Here is a 19,745-nt window from a genome sequence, read left to right as displayed (position 1 = left end):
GCATGCGCCCTGGCGAGATCATTCCCGGCGACGAGCCGGTCGAGTTGAACCCCGGCCGCGCGCGCGTCCGGCTGCTGGTGCGGAACCTCGGCGACCGGCCGGTGCAGATCGGCTCGCACTACCACTTCGCGGCCGTGAACCCGGGCCTCGAGTTCGACCGCGACGCCGCCCGCGGCCACCGGCTCGACGTGCCCGCCGGGACGTCGGTGCGGTTCGAACCCGGGGTGGAACGGGAAGTCGATCTCGTTCCCCTGGCCGGGGCGCGCCGCGTCCCCGGGCTGCGGTCCGAATTTTCGGGGGACTTCTGATGCCGCAGATCGACCGCGAGCGCTACGCCGAGCTGTTCGGCCCGACCACCGGCGACCGGATCCGGCTGGCCGACACCGACCTGCTGATCGAGGTCACCGAAGACCGCTCGATGGGCCCCGGTGGCTCCGGCGACGAGGTGCTCTTCGGCGGCGGCAAGGTCATCCGCGAGTCCATGGGCCAGGGGATGGCGACCCGGGCCGAGGGCGCGCCCGACCTGATCATCACCGGCGCGGTGATCCTCGACCACTGGGGCGTCGTCAAGGCCGACGTCGGCGTGCGCGACGGCCGGATCGTCGGCATCGGCAAGGCCGGCAACCCGGACACGATGGACGGTGTCGACCCGGCGCTGGTCATCGGGCCGTCCACCGAGGTGCTGTCCGGCAACGGCAAGATCCTCACCGCGGGCGGGATCGACTGCCACGTCCACTTCATCTGCCCGCAGCTGGTCGACACCGCGCTGGCCGCCGGGCTGACCACTTTGGTCGGTGGCGGCACCGGCCCGAACGAGGGCACCAAGGCCACGACCGTCACGCCCGGCGCGTGGAACCTCGGCCGGATGCTGTCCGCCATGGACGGTTACCCGGTGAACGTCCTGTTGCTGGGCAAGGGGAACACCGTCCGGCACGAGGCGCTGCGCGAGCAGCTGGCGGCGGGCGCGGGCGGGTTCAAGCTCCACGAGGACTGGGGCACCACCCCGGCGGCGATCGACGCCTGCCTGACGGTCGCCGACGAAGCCGGCGTCCAGGTGGCCATCCACACGGACACGCTGAACGAGGCCGGCTTCCTGGAATCCACTGTGGACGCCATCGGCGGCCGCTCGATCAACGCGTACCACACCGAAGGGGCCGGCGGCGGGCACGCGCCGGACATCATCCAGGTCGTCTCGCTGCCGAACGTGCTGCCGTCGTCGACCAACCCGACCCGCCCGCACACGGCCAACACCCTCGACGAGCACCTCGACATGCTGGTGGTCTGCCACCACCTCAACCCGTCGGTGCCCGAGGACCTCGCCTTCGCCGAGAGCCGGATCCGGCCGACCACGATCGCCGCCGAGGACGTGCTGCACGACATGGGCGCGATCTCGATGATGAGCTCGGACTCGCAGGCGATGGGCCGGATCGGCGAGGTGATCATCCGGACCTGGCAGACCGCGCACGTGATGAAACGCCGTCGCGGCGCGCTGCCGGGCGACGGCGCGGCCGACAACCTGCGCGCGCGTCGCTATGTCGCCAAATACACGATCAACCCGGCCATCGCGCACGGCATGGAGACCGAGATCGGCTCGGTCGAGGTCGGCAAGCTCGCGGACCTGGTGCTGTGGGAGCCGAAGTTCTTCGGCGTCCGCCCGCACGTGGTGCTCAAGGGTGGCTTCCCGGCCTGGGCGGCGATGGGCGACGCGAACGCGTCCATCCCGACGCCGCAGCCGGTCATGGCCCGCCCCATGTTCGGGGCGAACATCGGGGCGGCGCTGAGCCTGCACTTCGTCGCACCGTCTGCTTTGGACAGTGGCTTGCGTGAGACCTTCGGCATCACCCGGCCGCTGGTCGCGGTGTCGAACACGCGCGCGCGTACGAAGGCGGACATGGTGCTCAACGACACGACGCCGGACGTCCGCGTCGAGCCGGACAGCTTCGCGGTGCACGTCGACGGCGAGCTGGTCGAACCGCAGCCGGTGACGGAGCTGCCGATGGCGCAAAGGTACTTCCTCTTCTGATGGACCTCTCGGCGCTGATCCTCGCGGACTCCCGCTTCCCCGGCGGCGGGCACGTCCACAGTGGCGGGCTGGAGGAAGTAGTTTCCCGCCGCCTGATGACGTCGGTTCGCGACCTGCCGGGATTCCTTTCCGGACGGTTGCGGACGGCGGGATTCCTGGCGGCCGTTTTCGCCGCCGCTTCGGCGCACGCGGCCGCGCGATCTGTCCCACCTGGACATTGGTCGCGGTTGGACGCCGAGCTGGACGCGCGGACGCCGTCGCTCGCTCAGCGGGAGGCGTCGCGGGCCCAGGGCCGGGGAACCGCGCGGGCCGGGCGGATCGCTTGGCCTTCTCCCGTCTTGGCTTCGCTGCTGGCCGAGACGCCACGGCCCCACCATCCGATCGTGCTGGGCGCGCTGTCCGGCGTCGCGGGTGGGTCGCCGGAGGACGCGGCGATGGCGGCCGCGTACCTGTCGGTCAGCGGGCCGGCCAGTGCCGCGGTGCGGTTGCTGGGGCTGGACCCCTTCGCGGTCAATGCTGTGGTCGCGCGGCTGGATCTGCGTTCGGTTTGTTCGGACGCGGCCGCGGTGGCGGGCGACGACCCGGCGTCACTGCCGTCGCCGGGGTCGCCCGCGTTGGATCTGTTCGCCGAGGCGCACGCCCGGCACCACCAGGAAGAGGTGCGTCTCTTTGCCAGCTGAAGGCCACGGCCACGGGCACTTCCACGAGGTCAACTTCGACCCGACGGCCGCCGAACCCGACCACTACGACGCGGCGCCCACCGCGGGCCGCGCGTACCGGATCGGCATCGGCGGCCCGGTCGGCTCGGGCAAGACGGCGCTCACCGCGGCGCTCTGCCGCGCGCTGGGTGACGAAATCAACCTCGCCGTCGTCACGAACGACATCTACACGACCGAGGACGCGGACTTCCTGCGCCGCGCGGGAGTGCTGGACCCGGAACGGATCGAGGCGGTGCAGACCGGTGCCTGCCCGCACACCGCGATCCGCGACGACATCACCGCGAACCTCGACGCCGTCGAACGGCTCGAGGAGAAGTTCCCGGACCTGGACCTGGTCATCATCGAGAGCGGCGGTGACAACCTCACGGCGGTGTTCAGCCGCGGCCTGGCGGACAGCCAGATCTTCGTGGTGGACGTGGCGGGCGGCGACAAGGTGCCGCGCAAGGGCGGCCCCGGCGTCACGACGGCGGACCTGCTGGTGATCAACAAGATCGACATCGCCCACCTGGTCGGCGCGGACATGGCCGTGATGACGTCGGACGCGCACCGCATGCGTGGCTCGCTGCCGGTGATCACGCAGTCGCTTGTGGACACTCCGGACGCGCCCGACGTGGCCGGCTGGGTCCGTTCCCTGCTGTGAAGGCCCACGCCCGGTTGACCGCGTGCTTCGACGGCTCGCGCACGGTGTTGCGCGAGCTGCGTTCGATGGCGCCGCTGACGCTGTTCCCGCGCCGGCGGTCCGGGGCGACGGCGGTGGTGCACCTGGTCAACTCGGCGACTTCCCCGCTGGGCGGCGATGACCTGCTGCTGACGGTGCGGGTGGGGCCGGGGGCGTCGCTGCGCCTTTCCGGCGTCGCGGCGACGCTGGCTTTGCCCGGCCTGCACGGCGAGGAATCGTTGTCCACTGTGGATGTCGTGGTCGAGCCGGGTGGGTCACTGGAGTACCTGCCCGAGCCCACGGTGATCACGGCGCGGGCCCGACACCGAGCGGTTTTCCGCGCTTCGCTGGCTCCCGACGCGTATTTGCACACGCGGGAGGTGCTGGTGCTGGGGCGGGCCGGGGAAAGGCCGGGTTCGCTGACGACTTCGCTCTCGGTCACGCGGGGTTCGGTGCCGGTGCTGCGCCAGACGCTTTCGGTGGGGGATGCGGGGTTGGACGGGAGCCTGGCCGTGCTGGCGGGGCGCCGGGTGCTGGCCACGGACCTGGTGGTCGGCGGTCCGGAAGAGCCGGCGGCTTCGGGTGAGTGGTGGTCGCGGAGCCCGCTCGCCGCCGGTGGCTCGCTGGTGACTTCACTGGCTCCGGACGCCGTCACGGCGATGAAGGGGCTGGCGGAGGCGGGAGCCGAGGCGTTCTGAGCAGCCCCCGTTTTCCACGCTACCGGGAGGGACCGACGGTTTCGGGTGCCCGAGTCCGTGAAGGCCACCTTGCGGGAGCCCCGCAAGGTGGCCTTCACGGCTTTTCCGCGACCGCGGGCGGCCCCCTGCGCCGCCCAGCGGTGTCAGAACTTCGTGCCCAGCCAGGTCATCGCCACCGGGCCGCCGATCGAGACGCCGCCGATGTGTTCCAGCAGCGGGAACTCCTGCCACGTCACCGCCGCGCCCAGGGACTGCCAGCGGTCGCGCAACGCCGTTCCGACGCTGAACGGGATCAGCTCGTCCAGCGTCCCGTGGTACAGGTACACCGGCGGCTTCGGCGCGGTCGTGCCCAGGTAGTTCTCCGCCAGCCGGGCCTGCCAGTGCGGGTCGTGGATCGGGTCCGGCACCGTGACGAAGTCCCGCAGGTGCGCGAACGGTGCCGCCGCCCCGAGCTCGATCGTGCACGCCTTCGACACCCGGGCCACCGCCTCGCGGCCGCGGTCGTTGAGGATCGAGGCGAACGGCACGTCGGGGTACGCCGCCGCGAAGCCGGTGGCCGCGCCGAGGACCAGGCCGAACGCCGCGCCGCCGTCGTTGGAGGCGAACACCGCGTTCAGGTCCGCCGGAACCCCACCCGCCGCGACTCCGACCACGTTCAGCGAAGGCGCGTACGTGGCCTGCAGTTCGGCCGCCCACGCCGCGGCCTGGCCGCCCTGCGAGTAGCCGAACACGCCCACCGGGCCGGCCGGGGACAGTCCCGCGCCGGTCACCCGGGAGGCGGCCCGCGCCGCGTCGAGCACCGCCCGGCCTTCGGACTGCCCGACCGCGTACGTGTGCGGTCCCGGCGTGCCGAGCCCTTCGTAGTCGGTGACGACAACGGCCCAGCCCTGCGTCAACGCCTGCGCCAGCAGCGCGCTTTCGTTCTCGATGCCGTGGGCCAGGAGGTTCGAGGGCGCGCACTGGTCGCCGAGGCCGTGCGTGCCCACCGCGTACGTGATCAGGGGTCGCGGGCCGCCGCGCGTCCACGGCGTCGGCGGGACCAGCAGCGTGCCGGAGACGGCGTTCGGTTCGCCGGTCGCCGAGGTGGAGCGGTAGACGAGGTGCCAGGCCTTGACGGGCGCCGGGAACGGACCGACGAACACCGTCGTCGGCCGCTGTTCGAGGAGAACGCCCGGGTCCGCGTGCGCCGAGGGGGCGGCTGTCACGAACAGGAGCGCGACGGCGACCAGTAACCGACGAAGCATCGTTGCCTCCGGTGTTTGGTAATCAAGGTTTTCACAATTTAGCCAGCCCGGTAGGATCCGGCAATCCCTCAGAAGGAGGAGACACCCGTTGGCTCGCACGTACGGCGGCGTCGCACCCGAACAACGTCGCGCCGACCGCCGCGAGCGGCTGCTCACGGCCGGCCTCGAACTGTTCACCAGCACCGGCTTCCGGCAGACGAAGATCACCGAGGTCTGCGCTCGCGCGGGCGTGTCGACGCGGAACTTCTACGAGGAGTTCACCGGCAAGGAGGACGTGCTGCGCACCCTCCACGACCGGATCAACAGCCTGGCGCTGGAGCACGTCACCGCCGCGCTCGACAAGGTCGCCGAGGCCGACGCCATGACCCGGATCGCCACGCTGCTCGACGTCTTCATCGACACGGTCACCGTGGACCCCCGGCTCCCGAGGCTCAACTACGTCGAAGCCGTCGGCGTCAGCGCGGAGCTCGAGGAGCAGCACCAGGTGTGGGTCGACCGCTGGGCGACCTTCATCGAGACGGAGGCGCGGCACGCGGCCGAGCACGGCGCCGCGCCCGACCGCGACTACCGGCTGACGGCGATCGCCCTGGTCGGCGCGGCCACCGGGCTGCTGCGCGAGTGGCAGGCGCACGAGCCGCCACTGCCGGTGGAGGACGTCGGCGCGGAGCTGCGCGCGCTGATGCTGGCGGCCATCATGCGCCCCGTAAAGATCTTGGAAATCCCCGGCAACCCGGGCGCACTCTCCGGCGTGGAACAGTCGAGCCGGGTGGGGGAGCAGGGGGGAGCCCGGCGAACGTGAAGGCCCTTTCCCGGCCGTCGAGGCCGGGAAAGGGCCTTCATGGACGTTACGTCGTGCGAGCCGTCGGCAGGCCGAGCGCGACCGGGCCGGTCGTCTGGCACACGTCGTGGCAGGTGTTGTCGAGCGTGCAGCAGAGCGAGCAGATCGGGCCGTCCTGCTTCGCGCAGTCGGCGACGTCCGGCAGTTCGTACGGATCGCCGCAGACCGAGCAGGTGTGCGTGGCACGCAGATCGACGTCGACGTCCGGGCCGGCGACCGTGTTCGGCCGGGCCAGGTAGTACTTGCCGCGGGTCGCCACCGCCAGCACCGGCACCAGCACGACCGCGATGACCAGCGCGAGCAGCGGGCTGAACGCGGCCAGGAACGGCCCGAACGCGCCGAAGTACGCGGTGATCGACACCGCCGACGCGACCACCATCGAGCCGAACCCGACCGGGTTGATCTTGTGCAGGTAGGCCCGCTTGAACTCGATGTAGCGCGGCGAGAGGCCCAGCGGCTTGGCGATCACCAGGTCGGCGCAGACGGCGCCGATCCACGCGATGGCGACGTTCGAGTAGAAGCCGAGGATCTTGTTCAGGAAGCCGAACGCGCCGAACTCCATCAGCGCGAGCGCGATCCCGCAGTTGACCAGCACGTACCAGACCCGGCCGGGGTGCTTGTGCAGCACGCGGGAGAAGAAGTTCGCGAACGACAGCGAGCCGGAGTAGGCGTTCGTCGTGTTGATCTTGATCTGCGAGACGACGACGAACAGCGCGGCGAACGTCAGCGCCACCGGCCCGAGTGCGGGTTTCACCGCTTCCAGGTAGGGCGCGATCGGCTCGAGCGCGTGCGTCTTCCCGACGACACCGAGGGCGAGGAACGCCAGCAGCGCGCCGCCGATCTGCTTCGCGGCCCCGAGGATCACCCAGCCGGGTCCGGCGGCGAGCACCGCGGCCCACCACGACCGCTTGTTCTCCACGGTCTTTTCGGGCATGAACCGCAGGTAGTCGGCCTGTTCGCCGATCTGCCCGATCAGCGACAGCGCGACGCCCATGCCGAGCCCGAACCCGATCGCGGAGAACCCGGAGCCGGTGCCCTCGGTGCCGCCGAAGTGCGCGAACTCGGCGAACTTGCCGGGCTCCCGGACCAGCACGACGACGAACGGCAGCACCAGCCCGGCGAGCCACAGCGGCTGCGTCCAGGTCTGCATCTTCGCCACCGCGCCCATGCCGTAGAGGGCGAAGGGCAGCACGATGAGCGTCGCCAGCAGGTAGCCGATGGGCAGCGGGATGCCGAGGGCGAGCTCGAACGCCTGGCCCATGATCGAGCCTTCGAGCGAGAAGAAGATGACGGTGAAGCTCGCGTACACCAGCGACGTCAGCGTCGACCCGAAGTAGCCGAAGCCGGCTCCGCGGGTCAGCAGGTCCATGTCCACTCCGGACTTCGCGCAGGCGGCCGCGATGGGCACGCCGGTCACGAAGATGACGACGGCCGCGGCGAGGATGGCCAGGACGCCGGAGGTGAAGCCGTAGGAGAGCACGATGCTGGCGCCGATCGCGAAGTCGGCGAGGTAGGCGATGCCGCCCAGTGCCGTCGTCGCGACGACGAACGGGGACCATTTCCGGAACGAATGGGCGGCGAAGCGCAGTGAGTAGTCCTCGCGGTTCTCGTTCGCCGCGAGCGGTGCGTACTGGCGTTTCGGCGTGGCGCCTTCTTCGGCTTCTTCGGCGCTGGACAGGGTCTCGGTCATACCTGCCTCCGGGGTGGTGGGGAACGGGCCGAAGGTAGGTGCGTGCTGTATCGATCCTGGTCCGGCGGGTAACGCAGGGGTTACGGCTTGTTGTCATGCGGTTACGAGCAGGTGGCGCGGACGAGGTGGCGGGTGTCACCGTTCAGTGGGTTCCGCTGCCGCTCGTGAGGCCCTAACGTGCGCAGGAGCCGAAGTGACAGCTGCCCCGACCGGGTACGGAGGTTTGGCGATGATGCCGGAGATCGAGGACCAGGTGGAAGACGCCGTAGTGCGCCTGCCGGGAATGCGCGTCGCCTACGACGGCGCGGCGTTCGACGAATCCGCGCTGGCGGCCACCTGGACGGACCAGCTGCAGGGCTGGCTGAACCAGGCCGTCGCCGCCGGCATCGCCGAACCGAACGCGATGGTGCTGGCGACGGCGGACGCCGAAGGCCGCCCATCGTCCCGGACGGTGTTGTGCAAGGGCCTCGACGACCGCGGCGTGGTGTTCTACACGAACTACACGTCCTCGAAGAGCCACGACCTGACGGCGACGCGGTACGCGTCGGTGACGTTCCCCTGGTACGCGCTCCACCGCCAGGTCCACGTCCGCGGCGAGGTCGAGAAGGTCGGCGTCAAGGAGACGGCGGAGTACTGGGCCCAGCGTCCCCGCGGCTCGCAGCTGGGCGCGTGGGCGTCCCCGCAGTCCCGCGTGGTGGACGGCCGCCGGGCGCTGGAGAACGCGCTGCACGGAATCGAGCGGCGGTTCGCCGACGTCGAGCAGATCCCGGCCCCGCCCCACTGGGGCGGCTGGCGGATCCGCCCGGACCTGGTGGAGTTCTGGCAGGGCCGCGAAGACCGCATGCACGACCGGCTGCGGTACGTCCGCAACGACGACGGCTGGAACATCGAGCGCGTGGCGCCGTGAGCCCAAGCGCCCCAATGTGGCCTTCGGTGCGTTCAACGCACCGAAGGCCACATTGGGTGCGTTGAGCGCAACCAAGGCCACATTGGGGCGCTGGTTCGCCGGGCGACATAAATCACGCGACTCGAGATAGTTAGCCCGGCTAAGCTGATGTGTCGTGACTGGTGAACCGGGGACCCTGCCGCCCCGCTCGGGCTTGCGCAAGGTCCTCGGACGCATCATCGTCGACACGCGGCCGCTCAAGATCCCGGCCTTCCGGCGGCTCTGGCTGTCCACTGTGGTCACCGCCGTCGGGACCCAGCTGACCGCCGTCGCCGTGCCCAAGCAGGTCTTCGACCTCACCGGGTCCTCCGCCTACGTCGGCCTCACGGGGCTCGTCGCCCTCGTTCCCCTGCTGATCTTCGGGCTCTGGGGCGGCGCCGTCGCCGATGCCGTCGATCGGCGGAAGCTGCTCTTCGTCACCAACGTCGGCGTCGCGATCACCTCCGCCCTCCTCTGGCTGCAAGCTTTCGCGAACTTCGGCTCCGTCTGGCTCGTGCTCGGCCTGCTCGCGGTCAACCAGGCGTTCTTCGCGATCAACATGCCCACCCGCGGTGCCGTCGTCGCGCGGCTCGTGCCCGCCGAACTGCTGCCGTCTGCGAACGCCCTCAACAGCACCATGTCCACCTTCGGTGCCGTCTTCGGGCCGCTGCTCGCCGGTGCGCTGATCCCCGTCCTCGGCCTGTCCACCCTCTACCTGATCGACGTCGTCGCCCTGACGATCACCCTCCTCGCCGTCTGGCGGCTGCCGTCGATCCCGCCGCTCAACGGCCTTTCGCGCCGCGCCGGGCTCCGGGACGTCGTCGACGGCTTCCGGTACCTGGCCGGGCAGAAGATCCTGCTGGCCTCCTTCGTCGCCGACATCATCGCCATGGTCTTCGGGATGCCGCGGGCGCTGATCCCGGAGATGGCCGAGCGGACCTTCGGCGACCCGCCCGGCGGCGGCCCCGCCCTCGGCTGGCTCTACGCCGCCCTGCCGCTGGGGGCGATGCTGATCGGGCTCTTCTCCGGCTGGCTGACGCGCATCCACCGCCAGGGTGTCGCGGTCGTCGTCGCGATCTGCGCGTGGGGTGCCGCCGTGGCCGCGTTCGGGCTCGCGCACTCGCTGTGGCTCGCCGTCGTCTTCATGGCGCTGGCCGGCGCCGCGGACATGGTCAGCGCCGTCTACCGGATGGCGATCCTGCAGGTCGCGACCACCGACGAGATGCGCGGCCGGCTCCAGGGTGTCTTCACGGTCGTCGTCGCCGGAGGTCCGCGCATCGCCGACCTCACGCACGGCTGGGGCGCCGCCGCGTTCGGCACCACGGTCGCGGCGAGCGCCGGCGGCCTGCTGGTCATCGTGCTGGTCTGCGCGTCGATGTTCTTGCTCCCGGCCTTCTGGCGATACCGGGCGCCGACGACGTAAGCCGATCGGGTTAGGGTGCGAACATGCGTACCCTTGTTGTCGCTTTTGTCGCTTTAGCCGCGTTGACCGCCTGCTCCTCCGGGGACGAACCGTCGAAGGCCCCTTCGTCCTCCGCGGCCCCGAAGCCGAAGCCGGCGCCGAGTACGAACGCCGTCGCCGGGTCGCTCGACCCGTGCAAGCTGCTGCCCGCGGAGGCCGTGTCGAAGGCGCTGTTCCTCGACAACCTCACAGCGGTCCCGGGCCCGGTCCAGGACAACGCGGCCAGCGGCGGCAAGGCGCGCACCTGCGAGTACCGGCACGACGGCACGGCCGCGGGCGCGCTCGCGGTGACCCGCTACGAGGGCAAGCAGGGCAAGCCCGCCGAGATGCTCGCGTCGATCAAGAAGGCGAAACCGGGCGCGCAGGACGTCCCGGGCTTCCCGGACGGCGCGGTCTACTACGTCGACGACCAGAAGGCGGCGACCCTCGTCTCGGCCGAACTGGTGGCGGGCACGCCGGTCCTGATCAACTACTCCGGCCCGGCGAAGATGACGCCGGAGCAGATCGCGCCGCTCGTCAAGCAGGCCCTCGCGGCGAGCTGATCAAGCCCGGACGACGAGCTGCCGCTCGCGCCGGCTGATCAAGCCGCCCGACGAGCTGCCGCTCGCGCCGGCTGATCAAGCCGCCCGACGAGCTGCCGCTCGCGCCGGCTGATCAAGCCGCCCACGAGCTGTCGTTTCCGCCGGTTCCGGCGGCCGGGTGCGGGGCCGGCCGACCCCGCACGCCGGCCGGATCACCGGCGCAGCGCGGCCAGCTCGATCGGGCTGTGCGCCGAAAACACCGTGACCTCGTCCTGGTGGGTCCGCGCCAGCTCGTGCAGCCGCGCCAGGTTCTCCAGCCTCGGCCCGCGCAGCGTCTGGACGATGTTCTGGAACGCCGTCAGGCCCGGTGGGCAGTGCGGGGCCACCGGGTTCAGCTGCCCGTGGAAGAAGTAGGCGTCGCCGGCGTGCAGGAGCCAGCCGTCGCCGGTGTCGACGGCCACGCCCGTGTGGCCGCGCGTGTGTCCCGTGAGCGGGACCAGCAGGATCTCCTCCGGCAGGCCCTTCAACGACCGGACCGCTTCGAAGCCGAACCACGGCTCGCCCGTCTCGTCGTACGTGCTCCACAGTGGGCGGTGCGCGAACTGCGCCGCGCGGTAGCGGTTCTTCTCCGCCGCGTTCGCCGGGGACGTCGCCGCCCGGTGCTCCTCGGCGCGGACGTGCACGACGGCGTTGGGGAAGTCGGCGAGGCCGCCCGCGTGGTCGACGTCGAGGTGGGTCATCACGATGTGGCGGACGTCCGCCGGGTCGAGGCCGAGGGCCTTGATCTGCGCGACCGCCGTCTCGGCGGCCACGGGCTTGGCGCCGACCATCGCCATGAACGGCCGGCCGAGCCACTCGCCCGGGCGGGCCACGCCTTCGCTGCCGAACCCGGTGTCGACCAGCACCAGGCCGTCGCCGGTCTCGATCAGCAGGCAGTGGGCGACCAGCTCCGCCCGCCGCAGCAGGCCGGGCTCCCCGTCGAGCAGCTTGCCACCCGCCGGGCGCATCGATCCGCAGTTCAGGTGGTGCACCTTCATACGCTGCTCCTGGTGCTCAGCCGGAGGAATTCGGTCTCGTCGTGCGCGGCGAAGACGGTGACCTCCGCGCCGTGCTCCTGAACAAGCTGACGCAGGCGGCGGTGATTGTCCAGCCGGGCGCGCGGCACCGTCTCCATGTGCCCCTCGAACCACTTCAGGCCCGGCGGGCAGTGCGGGGCGGTGGGATCGACCTGCCCGTGGAAGAAGTACGAGTCGCCGGCGTTGAGCAGCCAGCCGTGTCCGGTGTCGACGGCGACCCCGGCGTGCCCGCGCGTGTGCCCCGACAGCGGGACCAGCAGGATCTCCGGCGGCAGGCCGTCGAGCTGCCGGACGGCGCCGAAGCCGAACCACGGTTCGCCGCTGTCCGCATAGGACGTCCACTGTGGACCATGAGCGAACTGGATCCGGCGGTAGCGGCCGCGTTCGGCGGCGTCGTGCGGCTCGGTGAACGCCCGCAGCTCTTCGGCGTAGACGTGCACGCGTGCCCACGGGAAGTCGATCAGCCCGCCCGCGTGGTCGAGGTCGAGGTGGGTCAGCACGATGTCCCGGACGTCGGTGGGGTCGAAGCCCAGCGCGCGGATCTGCGCGATCGCCGTCTGCGCCGGGTCCGGGACGGGGTTGGACTGGCGGACGAACCCGGCGCCGAGCCAGGCGGTGCGGTCGACCGCGGCCGGGGTGCCCATGCCCGTCTCGACGAGCACGAGACCGGTGTCGGTTTCGAGCAGCAGGCAGTGGCAGACCATCGTGGCGCGCCGGAACAGGCCCGGCCGGCCGTCGATCAGCTTGCCGCCCAGCGGGCGCAGGGTGCCGCAGTTCAGGTGGTGGACACGCATCAGGCGAACTCCCGGTCGAGGGTGGTGTGCAGGTGGGTGGCGACCGCGCGCAGCGGCGCGAGGTCGCGGCGGGTGCGCGCCAGCAGCAGCCCGCCTTCGATGGTGGCGAGCACGATGGTGGCGATCTCGTCGGCGCGCTCGGCCGAAAGTCCTTGTCCGGCCAGGTAATCCGTGAAGATCGTGTGCCACGACGAGTACCCGTCGGCGCAGGCTTCGCGGATCGGCTCGCTCGCCGCGGCGGCGTCCAGCGCGACCGTCGCGAGCGGGCACCCCCGTTGGAAGTCCGATCCGGTGAGGAAACCCGCGAGCGCGTCGACCGCGCGGTCGATCCCGGTCGCGGGGTCGGGAGCGTCGTCCAGGATGGCTTCGAGGAGAGCGCCGGTGCGCTCGCTCGACAGCCGGACGGCTTCGGTGGCGAGCTGCTCCTTGCCGCCGGGGAAGTGGAAGTAGAGCGACCCCTTCGGGGCGCCGCCGGCCGTGGTCAGCTGGGTCAGGCCGGTGGCGTGGTAACCCTGGGTCTGGAACAGGTCGGCGGCGGTGTCGAGCATCCGCTGCCGCGTGTCGGTGCGGCGAACCATGACCGAACCGTAGCGCAAACTATGACGACCGGTCTAGTGACTTCGCGGATCGGTAAGGTCGTCCGCATGGGCAACCCGACCGGTCAGCAGTTCGAGATCACCCGCGGCAACGCGCGCGCCGTCGTCACCGAAATCGGTGCCGGGCTGCGCGCCTTCGAAGTCGGCGGCGTGCCGTACGTCGAGGAGTTCCCCGAAGACGCGAAGCCGCCGATGGGGGCCGGGCAGGTGCTGCTGCCCTGGCCGAACCGCACCAAGGGCGGCCGGTGGACGTTCCAGGGGGAGACCCAGCAGCTCGACATCACCGAGGAGGCGCGCGGCAACGCCATCCACGGCCTGACCCGCCACCTCGAGTGGGAGCTGCTGGAGCACGCCGAATCGTCGGTCACCCTGGCCGTCGACGTCGAGGTGCAGCCGGGCTGGCCGGTGCCGCTGCGCGCGACCGTCACGTACGAGGTCGCGCCGCGCGAACTGACCATCACCCACGAGATCCGCAACGAAGGCGAGCAGCAGATCGGCGTCGGCGTCGGCACGCACCCGTACTTCCGGATCGGCGACGTCCCGACCGACGAGCTGACGCTGACGCTGCCCGCGAGCCGGGTCCGGCCGTCCCGGCCCGACGAGCAGATGCCGTACGCCGAGGAGCAGGACGTCGAGGGCACGGAGTACGACTTCCGCGCCGGCCGCGTGCTGGCGGGCGTCAACTTGGACACGGCGTTCGGCGGCCTCGCGACGGCTGACGACGGCAAGCACCACATCGTTCTCAGCCACGACGGGCAGGAACTCCTGGTCTGGACCGGCCCCGACTTCCGCTGGGCGCAGGTGTTCACCCCGGACGACCTGGTCGGCCGCGGCCGTGCGGTCGCGATCGAGCCGATGACCTGCCCCGCCGACGCGCTCAACACCGGCACCGACCTGATCGAGCTGGCGCCGTCGGCGTCGTGGTCGGGCAGCTGGGGCATCCGGGTCCGGTGACGCCGCTTCGCCTGGACGTCGCCGACGCGGGTGAAGTGCTGACGCTGCAACGCGCCGCGTACGTCACCGAGGCGCGTGCCCACGGCGACCTGGACCTGCCGCCGCTGCTGGAGACCCTGGACGAGACCCGGGCGGCGCTGACCGGGCTGTCCTGGGGCGTCCGGGAAGCGGGGCGCCTGGTGGCGTCGGTGCGGCTGACGGTGACCGGGCCGGTCGGGGTGATCGGGCGCCTGGTCGTCGCCCCGGATCGGCAGGGGGCCGGGCTCGGCGGCGGGCTGCTGCGGTTCGCGGAGTCGGCGGCGCCTGAGGAGGTGACGGTGTTCCGGCTCTTCACCGGCTCGAAGAGCGTGGGGCCGTTGCACCTGTACGCCAAGCACGGCTACCGCGAGACGCACCGGACACCCGAGAACGACCACGAGCTCGTGCACTTGGAGAAGGCCCGCGTGCACGTCCCCGGACGAGTTCGTTAGCGTGGCGAACTATGGCGAAGGCAATTGTCGGGGGCTATGTCGTCCCCATCGACGGTGATCCCATCGACGGCGGCACGGTCCTGATCGACGGCGGCAAGATCGTCGCGGTCGGCACCGAGGCCGACGTCGACATCCCGGAGGACGCCGAACTGGTCGACGCGGCCGGCACCTGGGTGCTGCCCGGCTTCATCGACGCCCACGCGCACCTGGGTGTGCACGAGGAGGGCGAGGGCTGGTCCGGCAACGACACCAACGAGATGACCGACCCGAACGGCGCCCGCTTCCGCGCCGTCGACGGCATTGACCCCTACGAGCCCGGCTTCGACGACGCGCTCGCGGGCGGCGTCACGAGCGTCGTCATCAAGCCCGGGTCGGGCAACCCGATCGGCGGCCAGACGATCGGCGTCAAGACGTGGGGCCGCAGCATCCTGGACATGATCTTCGCGGAGCACGTCAGCGTGAAGAGCGCGCTGGGCGAGAACCCGAAGCGGGTGTACGGCGAGAAGAAGCAGACGCCGTCGACGCGCCTGGGGGTCGCGGCGATCCTGCGCGAGGCGTTCACCAAGGCCCGCAACTACCAGGCGAAGCGCGCGCACGCGGAGTCCGAGGGCAAGCCGCACGAAGTCGACCTGACGCTGGAGACGCTGTCGAAGGTCCTCGACGGCGAGCTGTTCTGGGACCAGCACGTCCACCGCGCGGACGACATCGTGACGGCGATCCGGCTGGCCGACGAGTTCGGCTACAAGCTGGTGATCAACCACGGCACCGAAGGCCACCTGATCGCGGACCTGCTGGCTTCCCGCGAGGTTCCGGTGATCCTCGGCCCGCTGTTCACCACGAAGTCCAAGGTCGAGCTGCGCCACCGCACGCTGCGCTCGGCCGGCATCCTGGCCCGCGCGGGCGTGAAGATCGCGATCACCACCGACCACCCGGTGATCCCGATCAACTTCCTGGTGTACCAGGCGGCCCTCGCAGTGAAGGACGGCCTCGACCCGGCGACGGCGCTGCGTTCGCTGACCGTCAACCCGGCGTCGATGCTGGACCTCGACGGGCAGATCGGTTCGCTGAAGCCGGGCCTGGACGCCGATGTGGTGCTGTGGTCGGGCGACCCGCTGGACGTGATGAACCGCGCGCTGCGCGTCTTCGTCCGCGGTGACGAGGTGTACCACTTCGACGAGTCACTGGGCGAGGGCGTGTCCAAGGACCGCCGGTACCGGGAGACGCGCTGAGTCTCGGGTGGCACGCCGGTAACCGGGCGGTTCCGGCGTGCTGCCCGTCCGTTCGGGCCGCATCGCCCGGCGAAGCTCACGCAGGAAACTGCGCCGATCACGCCGGACAGCCATGGTCGTCTGCGGCACGCCGAGGAGTTCGCGCTCGACGAGATCAAGGTGCAGCTGCGCCCGCGCAGCCGCGCCGAGCTGACCGGGGGACGTTGCTCAGTGTGTGCGAGCAGGTCCGTGTCGGCGGCGATGCGCGTTCCGCTGCGGTGAGCCGCGCCCACGCGGTCTTCGGCTCCCGGGCGGATCAGCCGAGCAGCGCGGCCAGGTCGATCACGACCGGGAACGGGACGTCCGTCGTGAAGGTGCCGGTGACCGCCGGCGCGTCGGCGTAGCCCGATTCTCCGCCTCGGTGGCAGGCGACGAGCGAGACCGGCTCGGCGGTGTCGACGATCCAGTAGTGCGGGATCCCGGCGTCGGCGTACTCGTCGTGCTTCACCTGGTAGTCGGTGCGCTTCGAGTCCGGTGCCACGATTTCGACGACGATGAGCACCTCGTCGGCCCGGAACAGGCCGTTGCCGCGGGCGAGCGCGGCGCGGCCGACGACCAGCAGGTCCGGCCGGCGGGCGAAGCCGGGTTCGCCCTCCGGTGCCAAGCACAGGTCGAGGTCGTTGCGGACGACGAAGGCGAGCCCGCGCGGCAGCTGCCGTTCGAGCTGGCCGGCCAGCAGGCAGACGGCCACGTCGTGGCTCCGGCCGGAGCCGGGCGAAGTCACCACGCGGCCCTCCACCAGCTCCGTGAAACCGGTGCCGTCGAGCGCCGCGTATTCCGCGATGGTCAGCAGATGACCGGGCATGCCACCACGGTATCCGTCCCCAGCGCGCGACACGGGTCGCTGGATCGGGCTACGCGTTCTTCAGTTCCCGCGCGATGACGACCCGCTGGATCTGGTTGGTCCCTTCGAAGATCTGCGGCACCTTCGCCTCCCGCATGTACCGCTCCACCGGGAAGTCCCGCGTGTACCCGGCGCCGCCGAGGACCTGGACGGCGTCCGTCGTCACCTTCATCGCGCCGTCGGTCGCCACCAGCTTGGCGATCGACGCCTGCCGGTTGAAGGGCATCCCGCGGTCACGGCGCCGGGCCGCGTCCAGGTACAGCGCCCGGGACGCCTCCACCGTCGCGGCCATGTCCGCCAGCAGGAACTCGACGCCCTGGAAGTCGATGATCGGGCGGCCGAACTGCGAGCGCCCCTTCGCGTACGCCACCGCTTCGTCCAGCGCCGCCTGGGCCAGGCCCACCGCGCACGCCGCGATCCCGAGCCGGCCCGAGCTCAGCGACGACAGCGCGATGCGCAGCCCGGCACCCGGGGCGCCCAGGAGCCGCTCGGCCGGGACCCGGGCGCCGTCGAAGATCATCTGGGCGGTCGGCGAGCCGGTCAGGCCCATCTTCCGTTCGCGCGGAGCCGCCGACAGGCCTTCGGTGGCTCCGTCGACCAGCAGGCAGGAGATCTCGTCCGGGCCCGTGCGGACCATCGTCGTGTAGAAGTCCGCCACCCCCGCGTGGGTGATCCACGCCTTGGTCCCGTCGACGACGTAGTCCGAGCCGTCGAGACGCGCGCGCGTCGACAGCGCCGCCGCGTCCGAGCCCGCCTGCGTCTCGGACAGCGCGTACGCGCCCAGGAGCGAGCCTTCGAGCATGTCCGGGAGCCACCGGTCGCGCTGCTCGTCGGTGCCGTACTGCGTGAGCGCGTAGCAGGACATCGTGTGCACCGACAGCCCGACGCCGACAGTCATCCACGCCGTCGCGATCTCCTCCAGGACCTGGAGGTAGACCTCGTACGGCACGTCGCCGCCGCCCCAGCGTTCGCTGTAGGGCAGGCCCAGCAGCCCGGACTTGCCGAGCAACCGGAACTGCTCGCGGGGGAACTGCTCGGCTTCCTCGGCCGCTGCCGCGCGAGGCGCGAGCTCGTCGCGCGCGATCTCCGTCGCCAAAGCGACCAGATCCTCGGCTTCCGATGAAGGCAGCAGGCGTTCGGCGGGCATCGTTGTCCTCCAAAGCGGTACTGAAAACAGTACTGTGGGTCAATCCAGAGTACAGTACGACAGGCCTGGGGTGGCCGGAAGACGTAGGAGATAGTGAGCCGATGCGCCCCGAACCCCGCCGACGGCCGACCGCCCGCCAGCAGGCGCTGCTCGGCGATCTCGAGGCGTTGTTCCTGGCCGAGGGCTTCGCCGTCTTCACGCTGGACGACCTCGCCGGCCGCCTGCGCTGCTCGAAGTCGACGCTCTACGCGCTCGCGCCCAGCAAGGAGCAGCTCGCCGTCAAGGTCGTCACCCGGTTCTTCCGGGGCGCCGCGGAGCGGATCGAGGAGCGCATCGCCGGGATCGACGACGCCCGCAAGCTCATCGGCGAGTACCTGGCCGGGGTGGCCGAGCACCTCAACCGGGCGTCGGCGGCCTTCATGCGTGACCTCGCCGAATTCGGCCCGGCCCGGGAGGCCTACCAGCTCAACAGCCGGTTCGCCGCGAACCGGCTCCGGCAGTTCATCGACAAGGGTGTCGCCGACGGGGTGTTCCGCGACGTCCACGCCCGGCTGGTGGCCGAGATGACCGGGCTGATCATCGAGGGCATCCAGACCGGCGTGCTCGCCCAGCGGACCGACGTGTCCGACGCCGACGCGTTCACCGCTTTGGGTGAGCTGCTGCTCGGCGGCTTGAACAAATAGCGGACAGGAATTGTCAGGCCGGAGTCAATTAAACTGCCGTCGTGATCGTCGTAGGCGGAGAAGCTCTGGTCGACCTGGTTCCCGGCGACCCCCTGGATTCCACAGTGGACGGTGGGTTGCGCGCGCTGCTGCCCCGGCTGGGCGGTGGGCCGTACAACGTCGCGCTGGCCGCCGGCCGGCTCGGGGTGCCGGCGGCGTTCCTCTCCCGCGTGTCCACCGACCGCTTCGGCGAAGCGATGGTCGAGCGGCTGCACGCCTCCGCCGTCGACACCTCGCTGCTGCAGCGCGGCGACGAGCCGACGACGCTGGCCGTCGTGGCGCTCGACGCGAAGGGGGCCGCGCGCTACAGCTTCTACGTCGAGGGCACCGCCGACCGGCTGGTCGCGGATCCGGGTCCGCTGGCCGACGCTGTGACAGCGCTCTCACTCGGCACGCTCGGCATGGTCCTCGAGCCCGGCGCCTCGGCGTACGAGGCGATGCTGCGGCGCGAAGCGGCCCGCGGCGTGCTGACCGTCCTCGACCCCAACATCCGCGAGGCGCTCATCACCGACCCGGCCGCCTACCGGGCCCGGTTCGCGTCCTGGCTGCCGGACGTCCGGCTGCTGAAGATCTCCGACGACGACGCCGCGTGGCTCACCGAAGGCGCCGATCCGGTCGCCGCCGCGAAGACGTGGATCGAGTCCGGTGTGGACGCCGTGGTGCTCACCCGGGGGGCCGACGGGCTCTCGGTGATCACCGCCGCAGGTGAGCTGGCCCACGTGCCGTCGCGAAAAGTCACCGTCGTCGACACCATCGGCGCGGGCGACACCGTGCACGGTGCGCTGCTGGCCTGGCTGCACACCCGCCAGGCCACCGACCTGGCCTCCCTCGACGCCGGCGCGTGGCGCGAGGCGCTGGAGTTCGCGGCGAAAGCGGCGTCGATCACGGTCTCCCGCAGCGGCGCCGAACCGCCCACGTCCGCCGACATGGCGGCCACCGTGTGAACCTGGTCCCAAAGGGGCCCCCAGGAGCAACGTCACCGCTGCGCGAAGGCGGGTTTCTCGACTAGCGTAGAGGGGCATTCTTCATACCCCAGCGGGGCGGTGTGCAGCGAGGCGCCAGTGTTTCCTCGCGTGAACACGTGGCTACCTGTGGA

The 19,745-nt window shown here is 71.1% G+C and carries 21 protein-coding genes; 14 read left to right on the top strand and 7 right to left on the bottom strand.

Translation table 11 applies throughout. The annotated features are described in order from the left end of the window. Positions 1-2 precede the first annotated feature (2 nt). Genes AB0M30_RS27465 through AB0M30_RS27445 form a run of 5 tightly spaced genes read left to right on the top strand, consistent with a single transcriptional unit; the run spans position 3 to position 4,098 of the window. A complete protein-coding gene (locus AB0M30_RS27465; RefSeq protein ID WP_364589041.1) occupies positions 3-308 on the top strand; it encodes an urease subunit beta in 306 nt (101 codons plus the stop codon). Further along, positions 308-2,023, top strand: a complete 1,716-nt coding sequence (locus AB0M30_RS27460) for an urease subunit alpha (protein WP_364589038.1) — start codon at positions 308-310, stop codon at positions 2,021-2,023. Before AB0M30_RS27465 ends, AB0M30_RS27460 begins: the two co-directional genes overlap by 1 nt. Continuing rightward, positions 2,023-2,703, top strand: coding sequence for an urease accessory UreF family protein (locus AB0M30_RS27455; RefSeq protein ID WP_364589035.1), 681 nt, complete (start codon positions 2,023-2,025; stop codon positions 2,701-2,703). Before AB0M30_RS27460 ends, AB0M30_RS27455 begins: the two co-directional genes overlap by 1 nt. Beyond that, a complete protein-coding gene (gene ureG / locus AB0M30_RS27450; RefSeq protein ID WP_364589032.1) occupies positions 2,693-3,382 on the top strand; it encodes an urease accessory protein UreG in 690 nt (229 codons plus the stop codon). The genes AB0M30_RS27455 and ureG overlap by 11 nt, the downstream gene beginning before the upstream one ends. Then, positions 3,379-4,098, top strand: a complete 720-nt coding sequence (locus AB0M30_RS27445) for an urease accessory protein UreD (protein WP_364589030.1) — start codon at positions 3,379-3,381, stop codon at positions 4,096-4,098. The genes ureG and AB0M30_RS27445 overlap by 4 nt, the downstream gene beginning before the upstream one ends. A gap of 143 nt (positions 4,099-4,241) precedes the next feature. On the opposite strand, the gene AB0M30_RS27440 is transcribed toward AB0M30_RS27445, so the two are convergent. After that, entirely contained in the window at positions 4,242-5,342 is a 1,101-nt protein-coding gene (locus AB0M30_RS27440; RefSeq protein ID WP_364589027.1) for a lipase family protein, read from the bottom strand. Positions 5,343-5,430: 88 nt separating this feature from the next. On the opposite strand from AB0M30_RS27440, the gene AB0M30_RS27435 reads away from it, so the two are divergent. Then, on the top strand, positions 5,431-6,141 hold the full coding sequence (locus tag AB0M30_RS27435; RefSeq protein ID WP_364589024.1) for a TetR/AcrR family transcriptional regulator: 711 nt from the start codon (positions 5,431-5,433) through the stop codon (positions 6,139-6,141). A 46-nt stretch (positions 6,142-6,187) separates the two neighbouring features. Here AB0M30_RS27435 and AB0M30_RS27430 read toward each other — a convergent pair whose 3' ends face one another. Continuing rightward, positions 6,188-7,870, bottom strand: a complete 1,683-nt coding sequence (locus AB0M30_RS27430; protein WP_364589022.1) for a hypothetical protein — start codon at positions 7,868-7,870, stop codon at positions 6,188-6,190. A 229-nt stretch (positions 7,871-8,099) separates the two neighbouring features. Here AB0M30_RS27430 and pdxH point away from each other — a divergent pair, with 229 nt between their 5' ends. From pdxH to AB0M30_RS27415, 3 genes are all read left to right on the top strand, one after another. After that, positions 8,100-8,777 carry a pyridoxamine 5'-phosphate oxidase gene (gene pdxH, locus AB0M30_RS27425; RefSeq protein ID WP_103336704.1) on the top strand — a complete coding sequence of 226 codons (678 nt, stop codon included), beginning with the start codon at positions 8,100-8,102 and terminating at the stop codon, positions 8,775-8,777. 154 nt (positions 8,778-8,931) lie between these two features. Next, on the top strand, positions 8,932-10,218 hold the full coding sequence (locus AB0M30_RS27420) for an MFS transporter (RefSeq protein WP_364589019.1): 1,287 nt from the start codon (positions 8,932-8,934) through the stop codon (positions 10,216-10,218). 23 nt (positions 10,219-10,241) lie between these two features. Next, complete coding sequence (locus tag AB0M30_RS27415) at positions 10,242-10,799, top strand: DUF3558 family protein (RefSeq protein ID WP_364589016.1); 558 nt, start codon at positions 10,242-10,244, stop codon at positions 10,797-10,799. Positions 10,800-10,990: 191 nt separating this feature from the next. Here the strand turns inward: AB0M30_RS27415 and AB0M30_RS27410 are convergent, their stop codons facing one another. From AB0M30_RS27410 to AB0M30_RS27400, 3 genes are read right to left on the bottom strand one after another with little or no spacing between them, the layout of a single operon-like run. Beyond that, positions 10,991-11,815 (bottom strand): MBL fold metallo-hydrolase, encoded by an 825-nt coding sequence (locus AB0M30_RS27410; protein WP_364589013.1) that lies wholly within the window; start codon positions 11,813-11,815, stop codon positions 10,991-10,993. Beyond that, complete coding sequence (locus AB0M30_RS27405; RefSeq protein WP_364589010.1) at positions 11,812-12,648, bottom strand: MBL fold metallo-hydrolase; 837 nt, start codon at positions 12,646-12,648, stop codon at positions 11,812-11,814. Before AB0M30_RS27405 ends, AB0M30_RS27410 begins: the two co-directional genes overlap by 4 nt. Beyond that, entirely contained in the window at positions 12,648-13,226 is a 579-nt protein-coding gene (locus tag AB0M30_RS27400) for a TetR/AcrR family transcriptional regulator (protein ID WP_364589007.1), read from the bottom strand. The genes AB0M30_RS27405 and AB0M30_RS27400 overlap by 1 nt, the downstream gene beginning before the upstream one ends. A 66-nt stretch (positions 13,227-13,292) precedes the next feature. Between AB0M30_RS27400 and AB0M30_RS27395 the strand changes: the two genes are divergently transcribed. The 3 genes from AB0M30_RS27395 to AB0M30_RS27385 are packed head-to-tail and all read left to right on the top strand — an operon-like array spanning position 13,293 to position 15,897. After that, positions 13,293-14,198, top strand: a complete 906-nt coding sequence (locus tag AB0M30_RS27395; protein WP_364589004.1) for an aldose 1-epimerase family protein — start codon at positions 13,293-13,295, stop codon at positions 14,196-14,198. Continuing rightward, complete coding sequence (locus tag AB0M30_RS27390) at positions 14,165-14,668, top strand: GNAT family N-acetyltransferase (RefSeq protein WP_364589001.1); 504 nt, start codon at positions 14,165-14,167, stop codon at positions 14,666-14,668. Before AB0M30_RS27395 ends, AB0M30_RS27390 begins: the two co-directional genes overlap by 34 nt. An 11-nt stretch (positions 14,669-14,679) precedes the next feature. Then, entirely contained in the window at positions 14,680-15,897 is a 1,218-nt protein-coding gene (locus tag AB0M30_RS27385) for an amidohydrolase (protein WP_364588998.1), read from the top strand. 295 nt (positions 15,898-16,192) lie between these two features. On the opposite strand, the gene AB0M30_RS27380 is transcribed toward AB0M30_RS27385, so the two are convergent. Further along, on the bottom strand, positions 16,193-16,741 hold the full coding sequence (locus tag AB0M30_RS27380) for a Uma2 family endonuclease (protein ID WP_364588995.1): 549 nt from the start codon (positions 16,739-16,741) through the stop codon (positions 16,193-16,195). Between the two features lie 49 nt (positions 16,742-16,790). Next, positions 16,791-17,927 (bottom strand): acyl-CoA dehydrogenase family protein, encoded by a 1,137-nt coding sequence (locus AB0M30_RS27375; RefSeq protein ID WP_364588992.1) that lies wholly within the window; start codon positions 17,925-17,927, stop codon positions 16,791-16,793. A 101-nt stretch (positions 17,928-18,028) separates the two neighbouring features. Here AB0M30_RS27375 and AB0M30_RS27370 point away from each other — a divergent pair, with 101 nt between their 5' ends. Together AB0M30_RS27370 and AB0M30_RS27365 are read left to right on the top strand one after the other, a co-directional pair. Next, on the top strand, positions 18,029-18,610 hold the full coding sequence (locus AB0M30_RS27370; RefSeq protein WP_103336716.1) for a TetR/AcrR family transcriptional regulator: 582 nt from the start codon (positions 18,029-18,031) through the stop codon (positions 18,608-18,610). A 41-nt stretch (positions 18,611-18,651) separates the two neighbouring features. Then, positions 18,652-19,593, top strand: a complete 942-nt coding sequence (locus AB0M30_RS27365) for a carbohydrate kinase (protein ID WP_364588989.1) — start codon at positions 18,652-18,654, stop codon at positions 19,591-19,593. The last annotated feature ends 152 nt before the right edge of the window (positions 19,594-19,745 follow it).

The sequence above is a fragment of the Amycolatopsis sp. NPDC051716 genome, assembly GCF_040681595.1.
Classification (GTDB): Bacteria; Actinomycetota; Actinomycetes; order Mycobacteriales; family Pseudonocardiaceae; genus Amycolatopsis.
Note: the sequence above shows the minus strand (reverse complement) of the source record. Positions and strands in the feature narration are given on the sequence as shown.